The organism is Paraburkholderia sp. A1RI-2L (genome assembly GCF_048957375.1).
Taxonomy (GTDB): Bacteria; Pseudomonadota; Gammaproteobacteria; order Burkholderiales; family Burkholderiaceae; genus Paraburkholderia.
The window spans coordinates 945,209-965,427 of the sequence record NZ_JARBTA010000003.1; the positions used below are offsets into that span (position 1 = coordinate 945,209).

20 protein-coding genes and 1 pseudogene are annotated in these 20,219 nt (G+C 63.5%); 9 read left to right on the plus strand and 12 right to left on the minus strand.

Translation table 11 applies throughout. The features are described from left to right. Window positions 1-15: 15 nt before the first annotated feature. The gene (locus tag PWP93_RS27490) at window positions 16-1,539 is read right to left on the minus strand and encodes an FGGY family carbohydrate kinase (protein ID WP_421046821.1); all 1,524 of its coding nucleotides are present in this window, start codon (window positions 1,537-1,539) and stop codon (window positions 16-18) included. Next, window positions 1,536-2,999: an MFS transporter gene (locus PWP93_RS27495; protein WP_421046822.1), complete on the minus strand. Its 1,464-nt coding sequence runs from the start codon at window positions 2,997-2,999 to the stop codon at window positions 1,536-1,538. Before PWP93_RS27495 ends, PWP93_RS27490 begins: the two co-directional genes overlap by 4 nt. A 316-nt stretch (window positions 3,000-3,315) precedes the next feature. Between PWP93_RS27495 and PWP93_RS27500 the strand changes: the two genes are divergently transcribed. Next, window positions 3,316-3,741 (plus strand): PRC-barrel domain-containing protein, encoded by a 426-nt coding sequence (locus PWP93_RS27500; RefSeq protein WP_421028003.1) that lies wholly within the window; start codon window positions 3,316-3,318, stop codon window positions 3,739-3,741. A 63-nt stretch (window positions 3,742-3,804) separates the two neighbouring features. On the opposite strand, the gene PWP93_RS27505 is transcribed toward PWP93_RS27500, so the two are convergent. Then, entirely contained in the window at window positions 3,805-4,752 is a 948-nt protein-coding gene (locus PWP93_RS27505; protein WP_421046823.1) for a LysR substrate-binding domain-containing protein, read from the minus strand. Between the two features lie 453 nt (window positions 4,753-5,205). On the opposite strand from PWP93_RS27505, the gene PWP93_RS27510 reads away from it, so the two are divergent. From PWP93_RS27510 to PWP93_RS27520, 3 genes are all read left to right on the plus strand, one after another. Then, window positions 5,206-6,366 carry an acyl-CoA dehydrogenase family protein gene (locus tag PWP93_RS27510; RefSeq protein ID WP_421046824.1) on the plus strand — a complete coding sequence of 387 codons (1,161 nt, stop codon included), beginning with the start codon at window positions 5,206-5,208 and terminating at the stop codon, window positions 6,364-6,366. A 29-nt stretch (window positions 6,367-6,395) separates the two neighbouring features. Beyond that, window positions 6,396-7,574 carry a CaiB/BaiF CoA transferase family protein gene (locus PWP93_RS27515; protein WP_421046825.1) on the plus strand — a complete coding sequence of 393 codons (1,179 nt, stop codon included), beginning with the start codon at window positions 6,396-6,398 and terminating at the stop codon, window positions 7,572-7,574. 132 nt (window positions 7,575-7,706) lie between these two features. Further along, window positions 7,707-9,107 carry an MFS transporter gene (locus PWP93_RS27520; protein ID WP_421046826.1) on the plus strand — a complete coding sequence of 467 codons (1,401 nt, stop codon included), beginning with the start codon at window positions 7,707-7,709 and terminating at the stop codon, window positions 9,105-9,107. Window positions 9,108-9,178: 71 nt separating this feature from the next. Here PWP93_RS27520 and PWP93_RS27525 read toward each other — a convergent pair whose 3' ends face one another. Both PWP93_RS27525 and PWP93_RS27530 read right to left on the minus strand, forming a co-directional pair. Beyond that, a complete protein-coding gene (locus PWP93_RS27525; protein WP_421046827.1) occupies window positions 9,179-9,820 on the minus strand; it encodes a DUF1109 domain-containing protein in 642 nt (213 codons plus the stop codon). Further along, the gene (locus tag PWP93_RS27530) at window positions 9,817-10,362 is read right to left on the minus strand and encodes a sigma-70 family RNA polymerase sigma factor (RefSeq protein WP_421047013.1); all 546 of its coding nucleotides are present in this window, start codon (window positions 10,360-10,362) and stop codon (window positions 9,817-9,819) included. Before PWP93_RS27530 ends, PWP93_RS27525 begins: the two co-directional genes overlap by 4 nt. Before the next feature lie 515 nt (window positions 10,363-10,877). Here PWP93_RS27530 and PWP93_RS27535 point away from each other — a divergent pair. Continuing rightward, a pseudogene (locus PWP93_RS27535) lies at window positions 10,878-11,591 on the plus strand (GNAT family N-acetyltransferase); the annotation flags it as partial. Window positions 11,592-11,783: 192 nt separating this feature from the next. Beyond that, window positions 11,784-12,095 (plus strand): high-potential iron-sulfur protein, encoded by a 312-nt coding sequence (locus PWP93_RS27540; protein ID WP_421027263.1) that lies wholly within the window; start codon window positions 11,784-11,786, stop codon window positions 12,093-12,095. 153 nt (window positions 12,096-12,248) lie between these two features. Here PWP93_RS27540 and PWP93_RS27545 read toward each other — a convergent pair whose 3' ends face one another. Then, a complete protein-coding gene (locus tag PWP93_RS27545) occupies window positions 12,249-12,506 on the minus strand; it encodes a hypothetical protein (protein ID WP_421046828.1) in 258 nt (85 codons plus the stop codon). Window positions 12,507-12,692: 186 nt separating this feature from the next. Between PWP93_RS27545 and PWP93_RS27550 the strand changes: the two genes are divergently transcribed. After that, window positions 12,693-13,547, plus strand: a complete 855-nt coding sequence (locus PWP93_RS27550) for an alpha/beta fold hydrolase (RefSeq protein WP_421027265.1) — start codon at window positions 12,693-12,695, stop codon at window positions 13,545-13,547. Between the two features lie 29 nt (window positions 13,548-13,576). Here the strand turns inward: PWP93_RS27550 and PWP93_RS27555 are convergent, their stop codons facing one another. Further along, on the minus strand, window positions 13,577-14,002 hold the full coding sequence (locus tag PWP93_RS27555; protein WP_421046829.1) for a VOC family protein: 426 nt from the start codon (window positions 14,000-14,002) through the stop codon (window positions 13,577-13,579). Window positions 14,003-14,119: 117 nt separating this feature from the next. Between PWP93_RS27555 and PWP93_RS27560 the strand changes: the two genes are divergently transcribed. Together PWP93_RS27560 and yiiM are read left to right on the plus strand one after the other, a co-directional pair. Next, window positions 14,120-14,995: a LysR family transcriptional regulator gene (locus tag PWP93_RS27560; protein WP_421046830.1), complete on the plus strand. Its 876-nt coding sequence runs from the start codon at window positions 14,120-14,122 to the stop codon at window positions 14,993-14,995. Window positions 14,996-15,131: 136 nt separating this feature from the next. After that, entirely contained in the window at window positions 15,132-15,815 is a 684-nt protein-coding gene (yiiM, locus tag PWP93_RS27565) for a 6-hydroxyaminopurine reductase (protein ID WP_421046831.1), read from the plus strand. Between the two features lie 13 nt (window positions 15,816-15,828). Here yiiM and PWP93_RS27570 read toward each other — a convergent pair whose 3' ends face one another. The 5 genes from PWP93_RS27570 to PWP93_RS27590 all read right to left on the minus strand — a co-directional run bounded on the left by PWP93_RS27570 (window position 15,829) and on the right by PWP93_RS27590 (window position 20,219). Beyond that, window positions 15,829-16,389 carry a methyltransferase family protein gene (locus PWP93_RS27570; protein ID WP_421046832.1) on the minus strand — a complete coding sequence of 187 codons (561 nt, stop codon included), beginning with the start codon at window positions 16,387-16,389 and terminating at the stop codon, window positions 15,829-15,831. A 59-nt stretch (window positions 16,390-16,448) separates the two neighbouring features. Further along, window positions 16,449-16,904, minus strand: a complete 456-nt coding sequence (locus PWP93_RS27575) for a DUF3995 domain-containing protein (RefSeq protein WP_421046833.1) — start codon at window positions 16,902-16,904, stop codon at window positions 16,449-16,451. 113 nt (window positions 16,905-17,017) lie between these two features. Next, entirely contained in the window at window positions 17,018-17,761 is a 744-nt protein-coding gene (locus tag PWP93_RS27580) for an SDR family oxidoreductase (protein ID WP_421046834.1), read from the minus strand. Beyond that, window positions 17,758-19,290, minus strand: a complete 1,533-nt coding sequence (locus PWP93_RS27585) for a phytoene desaturase family protein (RefSeq protein WP_421046835.1) — start codon at window positions 19,288-19,290, stop codon at window positions 17,758-17,760. Before PWP93_RS27585 ends, PWP93_RS27580 begins: the two co-directional genes overlap by 4 nt. Next, on the minus strand, window positions 19,287-20,219 hold the full coding sequence (locus tag PWP93_RS27590; RefSeq protein WP_421046836.1) for a diiron oxygenase: 933 nt from the start codon (window positions 20,217-20,219) through the stop codon (window positions 19,287-19,289). The genes PWP93_RS27585 and PWP93_RS27590 overlap by 4 nt, the downstream gene beginning before the upstream one ends.

The following is a 20,219-nucleotide window of genomic DNA, read 5'->3' on the forward strand; positions in this document are numbered from 1 at the left end:
AGTTCGTTCTCCTGCTCAGCCTTGTTCGAATGCATTCGCGTGGGCAAGCTCATGCTCCACGCGCGTGCGCCATGAGGCGCGGCGCTGCTCTCGGGCGTCCGCCGACGCGCGCGGCTCGAACACCGCGTCGGTCGCAAGCGTTGCGCGCGCGGCGTGCAGCGACTCCCACAGCAGGCCCGACGCGCCCGCCAGGAAAGCCGCGCCGCGCAGGCTCGCGCGATCGCTCCCGCGCATGCGCCGCACGGGCACGCCGCTCAAATCGGCCTGAACCTGCAACAGCGTGTCGCTCGCGCACAAGCCGCCGCCCACGATCAGCTCTGCGGCGTTCACCTTGGCCACCGCTGCGTTCGCGTCGTTGCACAGCGCCACCGACTGGGCGATGCCTTCGAGAATCGCGTAGGCCACCTCGGCCCTGGTGGTGGCGATCGACAGGCCCGCGAGCGAAGCGCGCGCCCCTGGCTGCAATTGCGGCACGCGCATGCCGGTCAGCGCGGGCAGGAACGCCACGCCGCGCGAGCCCTGCACGGTGGCCGCAAGCGCGCTGATCTGCTTCGGCTCGTCGAACCATTGAAGCTTTTCGCAGATCCAGTTCAGCGCGGAACCCGTGGTCGGCACGAAGGTCTCGAGCGAGAAATGCGAGACCTTGTCGTGGCGGCGCGCCGTCATGGTCAAGGTGCCTTCGTGGCCGCCCGCGTCGTGCGGCAAATCCGTGCCGATCAACAAGTCGACGAAGCTGCCCGTGCCGTGCACGCACAGCGACTGGCCGCGGTCGAGGCAGCCGAGCCCCACCGCGCCCGCGAGCTGGTCGCCGGCACAGGCGAGAATGGGCACGTCGATGCCAAGCACGTCGGCGCGCGTGTGACCGAACATGTCGGCGTCCTCGCGCAATTGCGGCAGCAGCGCATGAGGAAAGCCCAGCGCATCGAGCCAGTCCGCGCAATAGCGGTGCTCGGCAAGCACATAGGCACTCGCGGAGGTCGCATTGGTGGGCGTGGTCACACAAACGCCTGCGTTCGACAGATGCCACAACAGCCAGCTGTCGACAGTGCCGAAAGCGAGCCGTCCCGCGCGCTGCGCTTCGATCACGCCAGGCGTTTCGCGCAGATGATGGACGGCCCACAGATACGGCGAGCGCACGCCCACGGGACGCCCCACGCGCTCGAGCAGCGTGCGGTCCCAGCGCTCTGCCAGCTCCGCGAGCTCGCCGGCGTAGCGCGTGTCCTGCCAGACCATCGCCGGCACGAGCGCACGTCCGCTTTGCGTGTCCCAAAGCACCGCCGTGGCGCGCTGCGTGGCAATGGCCAGCGCCACCACCTCCAGGCCCTCGGCGGCGGCGCATGCGAGCGTCGCCCGGCAGACTTCGATGGTCTTCGCGAGCGTGACGTTCGCGTCCTGCTCCACGACGCCTGCCCGTGGGCTTTGCACCTGCAGCGGACGATACTCGAGACAGGACACGTGGCCGCGCGCATCCACCACGGCGGCGCGCGTGCCCGACGTTCCTTCGTCGATGGCGAGAATGACTTGCTGGGTTCGGGTCATCGCTGGGACTTCTCCATCGCAGGATTCATGAAGGTGCTCTCGCGCGCCGCGTCGCCGCCGAACTGCGGCGCGCCGGACTCGTTATCGGGCGTGACGGTCGTGCGCGTGGGATCCCAGCGAATCACGAAGCAGATCACGCTGGCGACGAGCGGCACGACGGCGAGAATGAGAAAGGTATGCTCGAGCCCGTAGCGCGCGCGAAACAGCGGAAAAACAAACAAGCCGAGCGCGGCGCCAATCGAGCCGAGCGCGCCCACGACGCCATTGGCGCCCGCGCGCAACTCGCTGCGAAACGACAGCGAAGAAAGGGTTTTGCCGTTCGCACCCGGCCCGGACGAATGAAACAGGATGAACAGCGATGGCACGATGGCGGCAAGCCACAACGGCATCTTCGCGCTATAAAGGCCGAGTATCAGCAACATCGCGAAGACCGCCGCGAAGCCGAACGCGGAAGCGCGGCGCAAGCCGATGACCTTGCCCACGACCGGCGACATGAACCCGCCCACAATGCCGAAGAGATTGAAGAGCAGCGCGCCGAGCGTCGCATAGACGAAGTCCTTGCCGAACAGCGACGCGCTGATGAGCGGCAGATACCAGCCAATCGCGAAGTACTGGATGGACTGCGCGATCTGCACCGTGGCCGCCAGGATCGTGCGCGGCAGATAAACGCCGCGAAAGATCAGCGCAATATTGGCGAAGCCGCGCTGCGCCTGATTGAGCACAGGAATGCGCTCCCCCAACGGCGCGGCCACGAATGCCCGCGCATAGATGCGGCTCATCGCATCGGCGGCTTCGTCGAGACGCGCTTTGCGCGCGAGCCACATCGGGCTTTCGACGAGGTACAGCAATTGCAGCACCAGAATCGCCACGCCGAATATCGCGGTGGCCGCAATCGAATAACGCCAGATCGAATCGCCCACGTGCCACGAATGAAATAGCAGCGCGAGCACGAGATTCAGGCAGACGGCCGTGTACCACATGCCTTGCCATGCATTGAGCCGGCTTTTCAGGCGCGCGGGCGTGAACTCCGCGAGCATCGCCATCGCAATCGCGAAGTCGATGCCGTAGGCCATGCCCACGAAGAAGCGCCCCGCGAGAATGACCGCGTAGCCCGGTGCGAACATCACGAGCACGGCGCCGGACACGGCCAGGCATTTCGCCAGCACGAGCGGACGCACGCGGCCCCAGCGGTCGGCCATCCAGCCGCCAATGGGATTGAACGCAATAGCGACCCATGAAGCGAACGACGTCATCAGCGCGACCTGCGCCGCGTCCAGATGGAGATCGCGAGCCATGGGCCCGAGGCCTGCGCTCAATGCGGAATTGGAGAATGCGTCGAGAAACAGTCCGCCTAGTGCGAGCCACCACACAACGCCGGCTCGACCGGGAATGCCACGACAGGAATCGATGAAGGAAATGACGTCGTCGACGCCACGAATCTTGATCGCGACCGATTGCACAATCTGCCTCCAGTATGTGTACTGTAAGAGGCCAATGCAATTGCGACGCGCATAAGAGACCACCTTACAGATAGTCTCTTATCTAGATCTGCGCCCACACATTAAGACGCGAAATTCAAGGTGTCAAGTGGGGACTGCGCGTGGATGGCGCGTTACTTGTGCTTCTTTTCAACGCGTCAAGCTGGCGTGCACCTTGCCCACGCTGCTTCTTCAATCCCGCTAGTATTACGGCTCGATTGTTGTTCCGCGCAGCCCCCGCCGCGCATTCACCTTGAAGCAGAACCTTGAATCAGGAGTACGGTAAATGTCTTTCCGCATGACGATGTTGACGGTTGCGGTTGTGGCCGCAAGCGTGGCCAGCGCAGGTGCGCAAGCCCAGGTAGCCGGCACACAGCCGCTTTCCGTGACGGTCGAGCAATCGCAGGCGCTGCTCGAAGGCTGGAGCGTGAAGAAGAGCGTGCTCGGCAAGGCCGTCTATAACGACGACAACGCCAAGATCGGCACGGTGCGCGATCTCATCGTCGCGCCAGACGGCACGGTGTCGGCCGCCATTGTCGCAGCGGGCGGTTTCCTCGGCGTCGCCGCGCATGACGTGGCCGTGCCTATCGCCTCGCTCGACGTGCGCAACGGCAACCTGTATCTGCCGGGCGCAACCAAGGAGGCGCTCAAGGCCACCCCGGCATTCCAGTACGCCAAGATCGACTCGCCGCCCAAGCCCAAGCGCGTCGATAACAAGCACTAATCGCGCGCGAGGCCAGTCTCACCAGGGCTGGCCTCCGAACCCCAGGCGGTCTCGCGCCGCACCTCAGCCCGCCGCCCCCATCCCTGCCTCCCGCAGTTCGATCCCCGTCCACACACCGCTCGCACGAAGCTCCTCGATCAACTCGCAGAGCGTGCGCCGCACGGCAAGCGAAGCCGAACTCACCGGCAACGCATTCGGCCAGCAGATGCTCGCCGGTCGCCTGATCACCGGATCGACGATGCGCCGCATCTTCGGCCGCTCGGCCGGTGCGCGCAGCGCCAGCGCCGATGCGGGCAGTATCGTGCATGCCGCGCCCGACTGCGCGACCGAGAGCAGCATAGGCAGCGAGTCCACATCCGCGACGATATTCAACCGCACTTGCTCGCGCGCGAAGATTCGTTCGAGCAGCAGGCGCAGTCCGTTGGCCACGCCCGGCGCCACCAGCGGCACGTCGGCGAGCGCCGCGAGCGCACACGTGCGAGCCCTGGCGGGCAGCCCAGGCTCGCCGAGCACGTAAAGCTCTTCATCGAGCACCGGCAACGCGGAGATGCCCGGCGTGGCCGTGTCGCGAAACAGAATGGCCAGGTCGAGACGGCCGTTCGCGAGCAGTTCGTTCAGATAGCCACTCATGCTCTCGAAGAACTGCAGGCGAATGCCGGGGTAGCGCTCGCGCACGCGCTCGAAGACCGGCATCGCCAGCACCGAGGCCATGGTCGTGGGCAAGCCGATGGCGACCGTGCCCGATTCCGCCCCCACGCCCTCGCGCACTTCCTGGCGCAGTTGCTCCATCTGATGCAGCACAAGGCGCGCGTGACGGTACAGCGCCTGGCCCGCGGCGGTGGGCTTCACGCCCTGCGGGCTGCGCACGAGCAGCGGCACGCCCAGATCGTCTTCCAGTTTCGCGATCTGCTGGCTGAGCGACGGCTGCGCCACGTAGAGCTTTTCCGCAGCTTTGCCGAGACTGCCGTAATCGACGATGTGCACGAAGTAACGAAGCTGGCGAACGTCCATGAGCCTGGGCCCTTCCTGCCCTTGCGATGCGAGAGCCATAGGATACGCTTATGACCGGCACATTCAATCCGTATTTCCGCGTCGCGGAACATTCGCCTACAGTCGACTCATCTTTTCTATAGCAATGCGTTGGCCTAACCAGCGCTGGAGACGGCGATGAATCACCCCTGCCGGCATCGCTCATACAGCCGTTTCAGACGATCACCGACCTCATCCCTCCGACCCGCGCCGCCGCGCTGGCCGCCACGCTCGACAACGGCTGCACGCCGGAAACTGGCGACGCGCGTCCGCCCATCTGGCACTGGCTCTATTGCTGGTCCGCACATGGGCGGCTTCCTTCCCGATCCCGGCTTGCCACGGCGCGTCGCCACGCTGCTGCTCGACACAGGACGCGCTTCGCGCGCCATGCTCGCCTGAACGCAACCCATCCGAATAAACGCAGGAATCCGTGCAATGAACGAAGCAACCGATCAATATCAGGACATCCGCGAAGCCGTGCGCGATTTGTGCGGCGAGTTTCCGGCCGAGTATTTCCGCAAGATCGACGAGGAGCGCGGCTATCCTGAAGCCTTCGTCGATGCGCTCACGAAAGCGGGCTGGCTCGCCGCGCTGATTCCGCAGGAATATGGCGGCTCGGGCCTCGGCCTTACCGAGGCCTCGGTCATCATGGAGGAGATCAATCGCAGCGGCGGCAATTCCGGCGCTTGCCACGGCCAGATGTACAACATGGGCACGCTGCTGCGCCACGGCTCGGACGAGCAAAAGCGCAAGTATCTGCCCAGGATCGCGAGCGGCGAGCTACGCCTGCAATCGATGGGTGTGACCGAGCCCACCACCGGCACCGACACCACGAAGATCAAGACCACGGCCGTTCGCAAGGGCGACCGTTACGTGATCAACGGCCAGAAGGTGTGGATCTCGCGCGTGCAGCACTCCGACCTCATGATTTTGCTTGCGCGCACCACGCCGCTCTCGGACGTGAAGAAGAAGAGCGAAGGCATGTCGATCTTCATGGTCGATCTACACGAAGCGATCGGCAAGGGGCTGACCGTGCAGGCGATCCTGAACATGGTCAATCACGAAACCAACGAGCTCTTTTTCGACAACCTCGAAATTCCCGCGGAAAACCTGATCGGCGAGGAAGGCAAGGGCTTCAAGTACATCCTCGATGGGTTGAATGCCGAGCGCACGCTGATTGCCGCCGAATGCATCGGCGACGGCTACTGGTTTATCGACAAGGTCTCGCAATATGTGAAGGACCGCCAGGTATTCGGCCGCCCGATCGGTCAGAACCAGGGCGTGCAGTTTCCCATCGCGCGCGCGTTCGTGAACGTGGAATCCGCCAACCTGATGCGTTTCGAGGCGGCGCGCCGCTTCGATGCGCATGAGCCTTGCGGGGCGCAGGCGAACATGGCCAAGCTGCTCGCGGCGGATGCCTCGTGGGAAGCCGCGAACGCCTGCCTGCAATTCCACGGCGGTTTCGGCTTCGCCTGCGAATACGATGTGGAGCGCAAGTTCCGCGAGACGCGGCTCTATCAGGTTGCGCCGATCTCGACGAACCTGATTCTCTCGTACGTGGCCGAGCACATTCTCGGCCTGCCGCGTTCATTCTGATCGCTTGTGACTGCACCAGGGAGACTCTCATGCGCCCTCTCGAAGGCATCAAGGTCGTCACGTTCGAGCACGCGATCGCCGCGCCCTTCTGCACCCGCCAGCTCGCGGATCTGGGCGCGCGCGTCATCAAGGTCGAGCGCCCCGGCGCGGGCGACTTCGCGCGCGGCTACGACGAACGCGTGCACGGCCTCGCTTCGCATTTCGTCTGGACCAATCGCTCGAAAGAAAGCCTCACGCTAGACGTGAAGCGCGCCGAGGCGCTCGCCATCGTGCACGCGCTGCTCGCCGACGCCGACGTGTTCGTGCAGAATCTCGCGCCCGGCGCCACGCAGCGTCTCGGGCTCGACTACGAGGCGCTGCGCGAGCGCTACCCGCGCCTGATCGTCTGCGATATCTCCGGCTACGGCAGCGACGGCCCTTATCGCGACAAGAAGGCCTATGACCTGCTGATCCAGAGCGAATCCGGCTTTCTCAGCATCACCGGCTCGCCCGACGAACCGGCCAAGGCCGGCTGCTCGATCGCCGATATCTCGGCGGGCATGCATGCGTATTCGAGCATCCTTGCGGCGCTCATCGAACGCGGCAAGACCGGGCGCGGCCGGCGCATCGACGTGTCGATGCTGGAAAGCATGGTCGAATGGATGAGCTACCCGCTCTACTACGCGATCGACGGCCAGACGCCGCCGCAGCGCAACGGCGCGGCGCACGCAACGATCTATCCCTACGGACCGTTCAAGGCCGGCGACGGCAAATCCGTCATGCTCGGCCTGCAAAACGAACGGGAATGGAAGGGCTTCTGCGAGACGGTCCTGCGCCAACCGGCGCTGGCCGGGGACGAGCGCTTCTGCTCGAACAGCCGCCGCGTGACGCATCGCGCGGAACTGGGCAAGCTCATCGAAACGGCGTTCGGCGCGCTCACAGCCGGCGACGTGATCGAACGGCTGGAAGAAGCGAAGATCGCGAACGCGCATATCAACGACATGCACGCGGTTTGGGCGCACGCGCAGCTCGCCGCGCGCGAGCGCTGGACGCGCGTGGGCACGCCGGCAGGCGAGATTCCCGCGCTGCTGCCGCCGGGCGCGACGCTCGCCGATAACCCGCGCATGGACCCCGTGCCCGCGCTCGGCGAGCACACCGATGCGATCCTGCGAGAACTCGGTTACGACGAAGCGCGCATCCGCACGCTGCGGGAGAGCGGTACGGTTTGATCTCGCAACGCGGCTCCATCGACACTGATTGGCCGCAAATCACTTTATACCGTAGTAGTCCAGAATTTATTGGACGATACGCAAGCCGCCAAAAAACCAACTTCGCGGCGAATCCATTCAGGAGACGACACCATGCAACACGCGGTCAACGCCGCCGGGCGTTTGGACAGGCTACCCATTTCCCGCTTTCACTGGAAAATTCTCGGCCTCATCGCCGGCGGCGCATTTCTCGACGCCTTCGACATCTATCTCGCCAATGGCTCGGTCGCGGCGATGGTCAAGGAGGGTTTCACCGACCTTCACCACGGCGCGATGTTCGTGTCGTCCACGTTCGTCGGCATGATGCTCGGCGCGTTCGTTGCGGGCTGGCTCGGCGACCGGCTCGGCCGGCGCTATTCGTATCAGCTCAATCTTGCCGTGTTCGGGCTCGCGTCCATCGCCGCGTGCTTTGCGCCCAACATCGAATGGCTCATCGGGCTGCGCTTCGTCATGGGTCTCGGTTTGGGCGCCGAGCTCGTCGTCGCGGCAGGCACGCTCGCGGAATTCGTGCCGCCCGCCACGCGCGGCAAGTGGGTATCGCTGCTTGCCATCATCACCAATAGCGGCCTGTTCGCCGCGCTCGCGGCGGGCTACTGGGTCATTCCGCATCTCGGCTGGCGCTATATGTTCGCGCTCGCCGGCGTGGGCGCGCTCGTTGTCTGGTTCCTGCGGCACCGCATGCCGGAGTCGCCGCGCTGGCTCGAATCGGTCGGCCGGCTCGACGAGGCGCAAGCCACGCTCGCGGCAATCGAGCGCGAGGTGAGCGACCAGGTGGGCGAGTTGCCGCCCGTGCAGCGCGCCGTCGATCTGAACAAGGGCAAGGTGCCGCTCGGCGTACTGTTCGCGAAGGGCATGCGCAGCCGCACGGTCGTGGCGGCGCTCACGGCCGTTGGCGTGAATGTGGGCTTGTACGGATTTATCGCATGGCTGCCGACGTTTTTCGTCGCTCAAGGGCTCTCGGTCGTCAAGTCGCTCGGCTTCGTGTTCGTGATGTCGGTGGGCTCGCCGGTGGGCGGCCTGGTCGGCTATCTGATCGCCGATCGCGTGGGCCGCGCACGCGGCATCCTGATCTCCTCGGTCGTGAGCGTCGCGCTCGGCTGGGTCTATGTGACATTGCGCGACCCCGCCGCCATCATGCTCGCGGGCTTCTGCCTCGTGAGCGCGATCTACACGATCTGCACGCTGGGCCTGTTCGGCTACATTCCCGAACTGTTCCCCACCGAAGTGCGGCTGCGCGGCACGGGCGTGGCCGGAACAGTCGGGCGTGCTTCGTCGATCATCACGCCGTGGCTCGCGTTGCTGCTGTACGAGCGATTCGGCGTGTCGGGCGTGATCGCGATGGTAAGCGGCGTTCTTGCGGTGCTGTGCGCGGCCATTCTGGTGCTGCGCGTGGAAACGAGCCGCGCCGCGCTCGAAGACATCAAGCCTGAAACCGGCGATGCGCGAGAACTGGAGAGCGACGCCGCAGTCTCGTGCGGTACCGAGGGGCGCTGAGCATGTCCGGCGGGGCGCTTTGCTTGCTTCGGGTTAGGCCACGCGAGCGCCGGCCTGGCAACGCGGCCAACTTACCAGCGCAGCAGCCGCGGTCCGAGCCACGCACCCAACGCAGCAGGCAACAGCATGCCGATCGCGTACCAGATGCTCCAGAACGCCGGGCTCATTTCCGGGCAGTGCACGCAATAGGCGATGGTGGCCAGCCCGCTCGCAAAGAGGCCCGCGGCGGCGCCCGCAAGGCGCGGGCGCGTCGGTGCGAGGCCTCGCGCGGCCCAGAACACCGCCACGAAGGTCGGCACCGAAAGCAGCAGGATGTTGAACGGACAGGTGCGCCACGACATGCCGAGCACGAGCGGCACGCGCTCGGCGGGCGCGGCGGCGCCCAGCGTGAGCCACCCTGCCAGCCACACGCTAACGAAGGGCACGGCCGCCAGCGCCCACGCATAGCCGCCGCGCACGCCCGGGCGTCCCAGCCGGCTCACGACCAGTGAGGCGGTGAGCGCCACGGCAACCGGGAAGGCGAGCTTGGCCCAGAAGATCGGCGTTTGCGCCACGCTCATGAGGTCGGGCCGCACGCCGAACACCATCATGACGATCGCGAGCGATCCGGCCAGCCCCAGCGGCAGAGCACGCGCGAAGCGGCGCAGGACCGCCTTGTGATCCACACGCACGACACCCGTGGAAAGCAGGTTGATGAGATCGTCGGTTTTCATTGCCCCCCCCGGATACGCGCGGCGAGCGCCTTCAGGCCACGGTGGATGCCCACCTTCACGGCCGACTCCGACAGCCCCGTGAGCTGCGCGGCCTCCACGACCGAACGTCCTTCGAGCTTCACGTGAACGATGGGCAGGCGCTGCTTGTCGGGCAACTGGTCGAGCAGCTTGCCGATGTCGCGGCGCGCTTGCGCCGGCTCGTCGTCGGCGGTGGCGAACAGGTCGGTGTGATCATCGAGAGGGTCGTTCAGCGATTCGCGGCGCGAGCGCGAGCGGAAAAAATCCATCAGTTTGTAGCGGGCGATGGCGTGCACCCAGGCGGTCAGCGGTTCATCGGAACGCCAGGTGTGGCGCGCGTTGTGCACCGCGAGCAGAATCTCCTGCACGAGGTCTTCCACGTCCTCGTGCAGTTGCGGGATGCGGCGGCGCAAAAAGCCGCGCAAATGCCGCGTGAGTTCCTGGAGGAAAAGGCGGTAGGCGTCGGCGTCGCCTTCGAGACCGTCGACGAACAGCGCTTTGAGACGGATTTCCGCGGGATGCAAAGGGCGTCCTGTGTGCTCCGGCCGAAGGGATGGCGCCCCAGCGCCAAGCTCCGCACCCGCAGTGAAGCTTGCGGCAGGCTTGCACGTGGCGGCGCCGGGATTGCCGCCGTCCAGCGCGGGCACGGTCGACAGAGCGTAGCCCATGCCGTCCACCGCCGCAATAGCGCGGGCGGCGCGGCCCGTGCCACGCGTCCGCCGCGTGCCTCGCATGTCGCGCTCATCGGCCTGCATCCATCCCGCCGCTGTGTCCGCCCAGCTCACGCTTTCGTTCTCCGCCAATGAACCTGCACGCGCACGCCTTGCGCCACCCACCACCCGCTTGCGGGTCCGTTCAAGCTAATTCGTCGCCAACGCTCAACGGGTTACACCCCGCGCGAATTTTCATCCGGGATGCGCACTGCAGCCATGTGGCCCCAACGAAGGCACGCTCCGTGGATCTTTGCAAGGGGCCACGCGCGCGGTACTTTAGTGCTGATTCCCGATCAATGGTGTCGCGCAAACGGAGCATGTCAGGCATGGCAACGAGAACGAACGAGTACGAACAACCCATCGGCGTTGCCCTTTCCGGCTGGACGGCGCGTGAGCGGCCCGCGCGCGTGAGCATTGAGGGCGCGCGCTGCCGCCTCGAGCCCATCGACGTCGAACGGCACGCCGCCGACCTTTTCCATGCGTACAGCCAGGCCACCGACGGCCGCGACTGGACCTACCTGACGATCGGCCCGTTCACGGATCTCGTGTCGTATCGCGCGTACCTCACGGGCGCGGCGGCCTCTGCCGATCCACTGCATTACGCCATCGTCGACCGGGCGAGCGGCAAGGCCGTGGGCACGCTCTCCCTCATGCGCATCGATCCGGCGAACGGTGTGATCGAAGTCGGCAACGTCACGTTCTCCCCGCTGCTCAAGCGCACAGCGCTCTCCACCGAGGCACAGTATCTGCTCATGCGTTACGCATTCGACGAACTGGGCTACCGCCGCTACGAGTGGAAATGCGACAGCCTCAATGCGCCCTCGCGCCGGACCGCGCTGCGACTCGGGTTCCAGTTCGAAGGTATTTTCAGGCAGGCCATTGTTTACAAGGGGCGCAGCCGCGACACCGCGTGGTACGCCATCATCGACAAGGACTGGCCCGCAGTGAAACGCGGGTTCGAAGCGTGGCTCGACGCAGGCAACTTCGACGCCGAAGGCAATCAGCGCGAATCGCTTGCGCGCTTGCGAGAGGCGCAAGCCCACGGGTGACCCGGCGCTCACACACGGCGTGCATGTTCATGTCACGCCGTGATACATTGGATCCTGCACGTGTTGTCGAAGTCGATGCACGACGGGAGACACTCGACGTACGCGGACCCAGAGCCATGCTTGACATGTGCATGGTGTTCCGCCGGCTCCCGTTGGATCCCCCCACATACAGGAGTCCATGTCATGCCAGTCTCTCGCCGACGCTTCATGATCATTGCCGCCTCTGTCGCGTCGACCACGGTGCTTTCCACCGAGTCGCGCGCCGACGCCCCGCTGCTCTCCGAAAGCGATCCCACGGCCCAGGCTCTCGGTTACAAGGAAGACGCCACCAAGGTCGACAAAGCAAAGTTCCCCCGCTATCAGGTCGGGCAGACCTGCGCCTCTTGTCAGCTGTATCAGGGCAAACCCGGCGGAGCGACCGGACCCTGCCTCGCCTACGGCGGCAAGCTGGTGTATGCAAAGGGGTGGTGCAACTCGTACGTCAAGAAAGCCTGATTTTCAGACCTGACGCTCGCGGGATACGTGATGGATCATGAAGGAGGTCCATCGCGCCGCCTCTCTTCTGAGAGGCGCAAATACAACGGCATCCTAAGTAACCATCAGAAGCTTGCGTGTTTGAGAAACCGGCCCTGCGGGGCCGTTCGCCGTTTACTTGACCGCTCCGGTGGAGCAGTACTGCGCGAAGTTCGCCTCGGATGCGGCAAAGCCTTTCTGCTTCGCGAGTTCCCAGGGGCGTTCGCAGCGTTGCGTATGTTCGCACCACGAATAGCCTGCGGATCCGATGCACCCGTGTGCGTCGCGATCTGCGCCGACCGCATTCGACGAGGGTGTGGAACTCGCAGCACTGCAAGCGCCGAGCAAACACATGGCCGCGCCAAGACAGGCGCGAAGCAGGTTTCGAGGCATGAATGAACTCCGGTAAATGGGTACTGAATGCCGGCGGAGTCTACCAACGCCACACCGCGGCCGGCATAAGCGGTTCCTTTCAATTTATTTTCAATCAGAAAATCTGATTGCAACGTTCAATTTATTGCGTTTCCCTTAAGCGTTGCCATGCGGCAAAGTGTCATCTCCGCGACTGGAGTGATCTCCGTGAATCAACGCATTGACCCGTCCCTACTTGCCCCGCCTGATCTGTCGTTCGCGACGCTGGATTCGGGCGTCGTTCTGCCCTACCTCGAACGGGGCGCGGGCGAGCCGCTGCTGTTCGTGCATGGTTCGCTGTGCGACTACCGCTACTGGGCGCCGCAACTGGACGGGCTCGCGAACGATTTCCGCTGCATCGCGCCAAGCCTCAGCCATTACTGGCCGGCCGCCGACGCCTGCATCCAGGGCGAGTTCGGCTGGGAAAGCCATCTGCACGAATTGGCCGATTTCATTGTCGCGATGGGACTCGAGTCGGTGCATCTGGTCGGCCATTCGCGCGGCGGCTCGATTGCGTATCACCTTGCGCGCCGCTATCCGCGTCTGGTGCGCACGCTCGTGCTCGCGGACCCGGGCGGCCCGCTGCGCCGCGTCGAAGACGACGCCGACGTGCTCCCGCCCGCCACCAATGCGCTGCGTACACGCGCGGCGGACCTCATCGAGCGCGGCGATCTGGAAGAAGGGCTTGAATTGTTCGTGGATTCGGTGAGCATGCCCGGCGCCTGGCGCAAGAGCCCACATGCTTTCCGCGAAATGGCCATCGCCAACGCCACGACGCTGCCCAAGCAGTTGCTGGACCCGCTGCCCGCCTATATGCGCAGCCCCGCAGCCGACGTCAAGTGCCGCACGCTGCTGATCGACGGCCAGCGCAGCCCGCTCATGTTCCGCAACAACGCGCAAGCGCTCGAAGAGTGGATCGACTTCGCGCAGCGCATCACGATGAAAGGCGCGTCGCACGGCATGAACGCCACGCACGCCGACCTGTTCAATACGCACGTGCGCAACTTCATCACGCAAGGTTGATGCACGGCTGCCCCCGGCGACGCTGGGGTTCATTTGGCAAATAGCTGCCCGATGTCCTTGAACGCCTTGAATTCGAGCGCGTTGCCGCACGGGTCGAACAGAAACATGGTGGCCTGCTCGCCCACCTGCCCCTGAAAGCGGATATACGGCTCGATCACGAATTGCGTGCCGAACTCGCGCAGTCGCTGCGCGAGCGCTTCCCACTGCCCCCATTCCAGCACCACGCCGAAATGCGGCACCGGCACGTCATGCCCGTCCACCGCATTCGTATGCGCGTTCTCCTGCAAAACGGTTTTCGGATGCTCGTGAATCACGAGCTGATGGCCGAAAAAATCGAAATCGACCCACTGGCCGCTCGAACGGCCCTCTTCGAGGCCGAACACGCGGCCATAGAAATCACGCGCAGCGGCAAGATCATAGACAGGAATAGCCAGGTGAAACGGGGAAAGGCTCATGCTTGACTCCATGCTCGGCATGCAACAGGTTTTAGCGTTTGATCGGGCCATCATAGGCGACGCCGTTTAAAAATAAAATCAATATATAATTTCGTCATCCACAAACAGAATTTGTGAATGATCCGTGAGTTGAAGACGTTGATCGCCGTTGCCCGCGAGGGTACGTTTGCTGCCGCCGGCAACCGGATCGGTCTCACGCAGGCCGCCGTGAGCGCACAGATGCAACGCCTCGAAGCCGAACTGGGTTTCGCGCTGTTCGACCGCGAAGGACGCACCGCGCGCCTGAATGCGCGCGGCCAGCAGATTCTCGTGCAGGCGCAGGAAGTGATCCGGCTCTATGGCAACCTGAGCGCCGTGACCGTGGACCCGGCCGTGGCCGTGCGAGTCAATATTGGCGCAATCGCCTCGGTGCAGCGCGCGTTGCTGCCCGACGCCCTGGCGGCATTCCGCAAACAGTGCCCCGGCGCGAGCACGCGCGTGATTCCGGGTGTATCGATGGAACTGCTCAACCTCGTCGATGCGGGTGAAATCGAACTGGCCGCCCTCATCCGTCCACCGTTCGCACTCCAGAGCGATATGCGCTGGACGCCGCTTGCGCAAGAGCCGTATCGGCTCATCGTGCCGCGCCGCATGAAGGGCAGCGACTGGATGGAGTTGATCGCCACGCAGCCTTATATCCGCTACGACCGCGCTTCGTTCGGCGGCAGGCAGGTCGACCGTTTTTTGCGGCGCATGCAGTTGCCCGTGCAGGACGCATGCGAGCTCGACGAGTTGGAAGCCATCGTCAAGCTGGTAGAGAACGGCGTCGGCGTGGCGCTCGTCCCGCAGACTGCCACGCATACGCGCTGGCCAGCCAAGGTGCGCGCGCTTGACCTCGGCCATCACACGTTTCACCGCGACGTGGGCATCGTGCATCGCGACGCGAGCCAGATGAGCGAGGCGGCCAGGGTGCTGCTTAATTTGCTGGAAAGGGAGGCGAAGGGAGCGCGTTAGTGCGGCTGCGCGTTAGTGCGGCTGCGCGTTCGATTGCGCGCAGCCGAACGTCGCCTAATGCCTGCCCCTCGCCATTTCGAATTGCGCGGCAAAGCCAAAACGCGGAGCATGTGGGCTCACGCAGATGGAGTCGCACATGAACTATCCCGTAGCCGTCTTTGCCGGCCCGATTCGCGATTACCCCGGCAGCCGCCCGAGCGCGATCGCCAAGCGCGCAGTGAACGGCACGCTGATGTTGACCGAGCAGGGCCTTGAAGGGGACGAGCATGCGGAGCCCGGGATTCACGGCGGCCCCGACCGCGCGCTGTGCCACTATCCACGCGAGCACTACGCTCACTGGGCGTGTGAGTTTCCCGCGCAGGCCGGGCAATTTTCCGCGCCGGCCTTCGGGGAAAACCTCTCTACCGTCGGGCTGACCGAAGAATACGTCTTTATCGGCGATATTTTTCGCTGGGGCGAAGCGCTGATTCAGGTCACGCAGCCGCGCTCGCCTTGCTTCAAAGTGAATTTTCACTTCGACATCGAAGACCTTTCGCAGCACATGCAGAACGCGGCGCGCGTGGGCTGGCTCTACCGCGTAATTGCTGCCGGTCGCGTCAGCCCCGATGCACCGCTGGAACTGGCTTCTCGCGTCAGCAACGTTTCCTTGCGCGACGCCGCCGCCATCGCCTGGCATTCGCCGTTTAGCGACGAACAGTGTCTCCGGCTACTGAGCGCAGCAGGACTATCGGCAAGCTGGACTCGCACCCTGCAGAGGCGGCGCGTCAGCGGCAAGATCGAAGACTTCTCGCGGCGCCTTTGGGGTGGCGCGCAACGTTAATGCGCGGATCATTTCAGAAGATCCACGGCACCAGCCTCCAGCTTCGCTTCATATAGGCAGCATACACGTCGCCGAACTGCCTGAGCAGTACAGCTTCCTCGATCGCCATGCGCTTTCTCATTACGACGAACACAGGTATAAACGCGACCGCGAAACCCAACCAGTTATTCAGCGCGAAACCGTATCCAGCGAACGTGATGAGCATGCCCGTATACGAAGGATGGCGCACGAGGCGGTAAAGACCAGCGGTGACCAGTTCGTGCCCATCGCGAATGGCGACGTTATACGTGAACATTCGCCCAAGCGACACGATGGCCGAGATTCGCAGGACAACCCCGCTTACGATAATCGCGATGCCGACATAGCGGAACGCGGGCATCGGTCCGATCGGAAAGTTGGTGAAGCGGCTGACAAGCGCAGCAATAATGACAGCCGAAACGGTGACAATCCAGATGGCTCGCAGCGTATTGCGGTCGCTGTTGGATCCAGTTACGCGCTTTTCGCGCATGATCGATGACAGCGTGACTTCGCTGCCGATCCAGATGACAAAGACGACACCAAAAAGCAGGTTCATAGTGCTGGCAATGGAGTTGTGTTGGAAGAATGGCTGACTGCGCCGCAGTCTGTGCGTGACTATTCACGCACCGCTGCCGACGCAACAAGCAACGCACCGGCGGCAATGCAGAATGGCGTATAGATCCACTTGTCCATGCGCGCAAAGGGACTTCGCCGGATAACCCGGAAAATGCCGACGTGGCGAAAATCCCCGACCGCCCGCGCGAGCATCGCGACACCGAGCGCCCCCACGGCAACTCGAAGCGAAGCGCGCGACAACGGCAGTGCAAGCACGCCGGCCCACGCGTACAGCAGCACGCCGCATCCGGCGATCAAAAGACCAACGCTCAATATTGCGACGCGCCCGGGCTGAAAAACGAAGCGGCCGTCGACCGAGGGAACCGCTGCGGCTATGCCGAACTTCGCGCCTAGCGCCCAACACAGATGGAGCAGCGCGATGGCAAGGTACGCCGTGGCCAGAGCGATTTCGAGCATACGGAAACAGTTCGCGCTCAGGTCAGTTTCCATATGCATCCAGATGGCCAGGCGAAAACGGCGCTTTATTGCTCGTGATGACCGGCCTGATCAGCGGGCCGGCGTGATTGAGCCCGACAACGTGGGACATGAATGGCTCCGGATTAGCTGGCTCAGGCGCTCATGCCGCCATCGACTGCGAAGCATTGACCGGTGATATAACGCCCCTGCTCGCCAATCAGGTACTCGGCCATTGCCACGATATCGTCGACAGCGCCGGCGTGCCGCATCGGAATCGATTTGCACAGCGCTGCATAGGCCTTTTCAGGCATGTTACGGGTCATGTCCGTGTCGATAACGCCTGGCGCAATCGCATTGACCCGCACGCCGAAGCGTGCAACTTCGAGCGCAAGCGAACGCGTCATGCCGATCAACGCCGCCTTTGTTGCGCTGTAGTTGGTCTGGCCGGCATTCCCCTTGATACCGGAGACCGAAGACATCATGAGAACCGTGCCGCGTGTGGCTTCGACCATGGCGGGCAACAACGCCCGCGTCCAGTAAAACGACGCGTTCAGGTTCTGATCGATCACGTCGAGCCACGCGGACGTGTTCATGCTGATGAGCGCACCGTCGCGCGTGACGCCCGCATTGTTGATCAGCGCGAGCGGCGCGCCATGCTGTGCGATTAATAGTTGTGCAAGATCGTAGACCGCTTGAGCGTTGCTGCCGTCGCATCGGACGGACTGAACGTCATGTCCCTTCGCCTTGCACTCGTCGACGAGCCGCCGGGCTTCGTCGGCGGAATGGCGCCACGTGAAGACAACACGCTGCTGTGTCGCGAGACGCCGGACCAGTGCGAGACCGATGCCGCGTGTGCCGCCCGTAACGAGGACCCATGGATAATTGGTTTGATTCATGAAATGCGTTCCGAAACCTGGAAGCCGAGCAGCGCGCCGTAGCCAATCGAGGCTTCGTAGCCACCGCCCGATGTCCAATGGCTGACGAATTGAAGGTTGCGAAAGGGAAGCCGACGCGAAGGCGCCCGTTTGCCGTCCGAAGGGGCCGCGATGGCGCCATAGCCCGAGCCATCGGTGTTATGCGTGTAGCGCAGGGAGGTGCGAGGCGTGGCCACTTCCGCGTAGCGCACATGTCCTTCGAGCGCCGGAAAAGCGGCAAGCAGCCGGCCAAGCAGCACACTCTTTGCGCGTGCCTTCTTCGCCCGATACTCCGGAGTCTTGCGCATGGGCCAGTGGTGAATCAGATCGAGCGCATTGACGACAACGACACACCCGCGTGCAGGGTCGAGCTGGTGGTAATTGGTCACTTCTATCGCCGAGTCGTGCCAGTAGGCGCGCTCGCTTAGAGTCTCGTCTGCCTGCGCTGCGCGCGCCGCCTCACGAGAGCCCCGCGCCGCGTCGGGATCGGGTGCCAATAGCATCATTTCGCATCCCGAAATTCCGTAGTTCGATGGGGGAGAGTCAAGAACCAGATACAGCGTCGTGGTTGCGCTGGCCGGCTGTTGCGCCGCAATGGCGGCAGCCGGTGCCTCGACGCCGGGCAACGTGTGGTCGATCAAATGCTCGAGTGCATACCGTGGCGCCACATTGGCGATGATTTCGTTTGATGCGTAGGTTCCCGCATCCGTTACAACGCCTTGCGCAGTCAATGTATCGTGATCGATAAGAATCTTCTGCGCTTCGGCCCGCGTGACGACTTTCCCACCGAGTTCCTGGATGCGTGCAACGAAGGCCGCCGTCAACGCAGTCGCCCCGCCACGCAGATAAGCGGATTGTGCAAACAGCGCGGCGTACCAGACATGCAAAAAATAGAGATAACTGATTTGCTCGGGAAACGCTCCCACGTAAATGCTGGGCAGCGACAGCAATTCGCGCAGCAATGGGTCCGGGATGCGCTCATGCAGTGCCGCCGTAACAGACAGCGATTTCAGATTGGCATGCGCGTAGCGGAGCCGGCGAATATCCGGTTCGTACTCGCCGCTGAGCGTCTGAAATTGCATGTAGCTATCGAAACCGTAGCTGCCAATTTCGTCGAATACCGTTTGCAGACCTGCTTCGCAGTGCGGAAAGCGCGCGAGCAGTGCCGCCCGCGCGGACTCCGCGTGGGCGGGCACGATGACGGAATTGCCTTCATGGCACAGCGTGAAAACGGTATCGGGAAACACGAGATCGAGTTCCGCAAGCACCCCGAGCCGCTCGAGGGTTGCGCGCAAATTGCCGCATGAACCCATGCCGGTCAACTTGTGCAGGCTGACCTCGAAGTGCGCCTGCAAACGTGGCCGGAAAAACCCGGTGGCATAGCCGCCGGGTATCCGGTGCTTTTCGACGATCAACAGACGCGTGCCCGGATCGCGGATCAGCCTCGCAAGCGAATACGACAATGCAGCGATACCGGAGCCAATGCAGACGACGTCGAAAACATCGTTCATGCGTAGAGTCCCAGATCGATGAACCAGTCGCGCTGCTCCTTGAAACGTTCTTCGTTCACTTTGAGGTTATTCGGAGATTCACGGATCTCCTTGATGACATTGGGGTCGTTCAGATCCGCAGGAAACGGGAAGCTCACGTGCACCGCAACCTCGGGATTGAACGTCACCATGTCGTACAGATTGCGCAGCACCGGGCTGAACTGGGTACGCACGATTTCCTGCTCCGCGTGCGAGGCCGTGTTGAAAAACGATTCGATGACGCGACGCCCGAACGTGATGTGCCGCAGCTCTTCGACGTGATGCGCGTGGAACATGCCACGCACCAGCGGCTCGACGCCTTCGCCCTGAGTGCCATGAACGGCGGCGAGTTCGGCTGCCCATTCGAGCGTCAACGTCCACAAGATACCAATTGCGGGATGCAGTCGAGGCAAGCGAGCCAGCAGACTGACATACGGACTCGACGGTGGCGAATAAAGGTTGAGTTCGGCGAGCTTCATGAACCGCCGGAACATCAGTGTATGAACGATTTCCTCCTTCGAGAAAATCATTAGATATTCGTACACTTCCTTGCTCAGCGTTTCCTGATAGGTGTTGACGTATCCAACGTACAACGGCGGTAACGTCTGCTCGAGCCAGATGAACATCGACACATCGCGGGCACACTCGGCCCAGAGCAGTTCGAGCCGCTGCTTCTCCGAAAGTGCGTCCCAGTACCGCGTGCCGTAGATCCACGAGGTCTTCTCGTCCTTGGGCGGGAGGTTCCGGTCAACGCCGTCGCTCCACGGCAGCACGCCGTCAACGTCCATGAACGAGCGGTGCGAGAACTGGATCAGCTTGCGGATGTTCTCCGCCTTCTCCGGAGGAATGACGACAGGACATGCGGGATCGATTGCGACCGTATCGAGCGGGTGCGTGGAAGGTGTACTCAT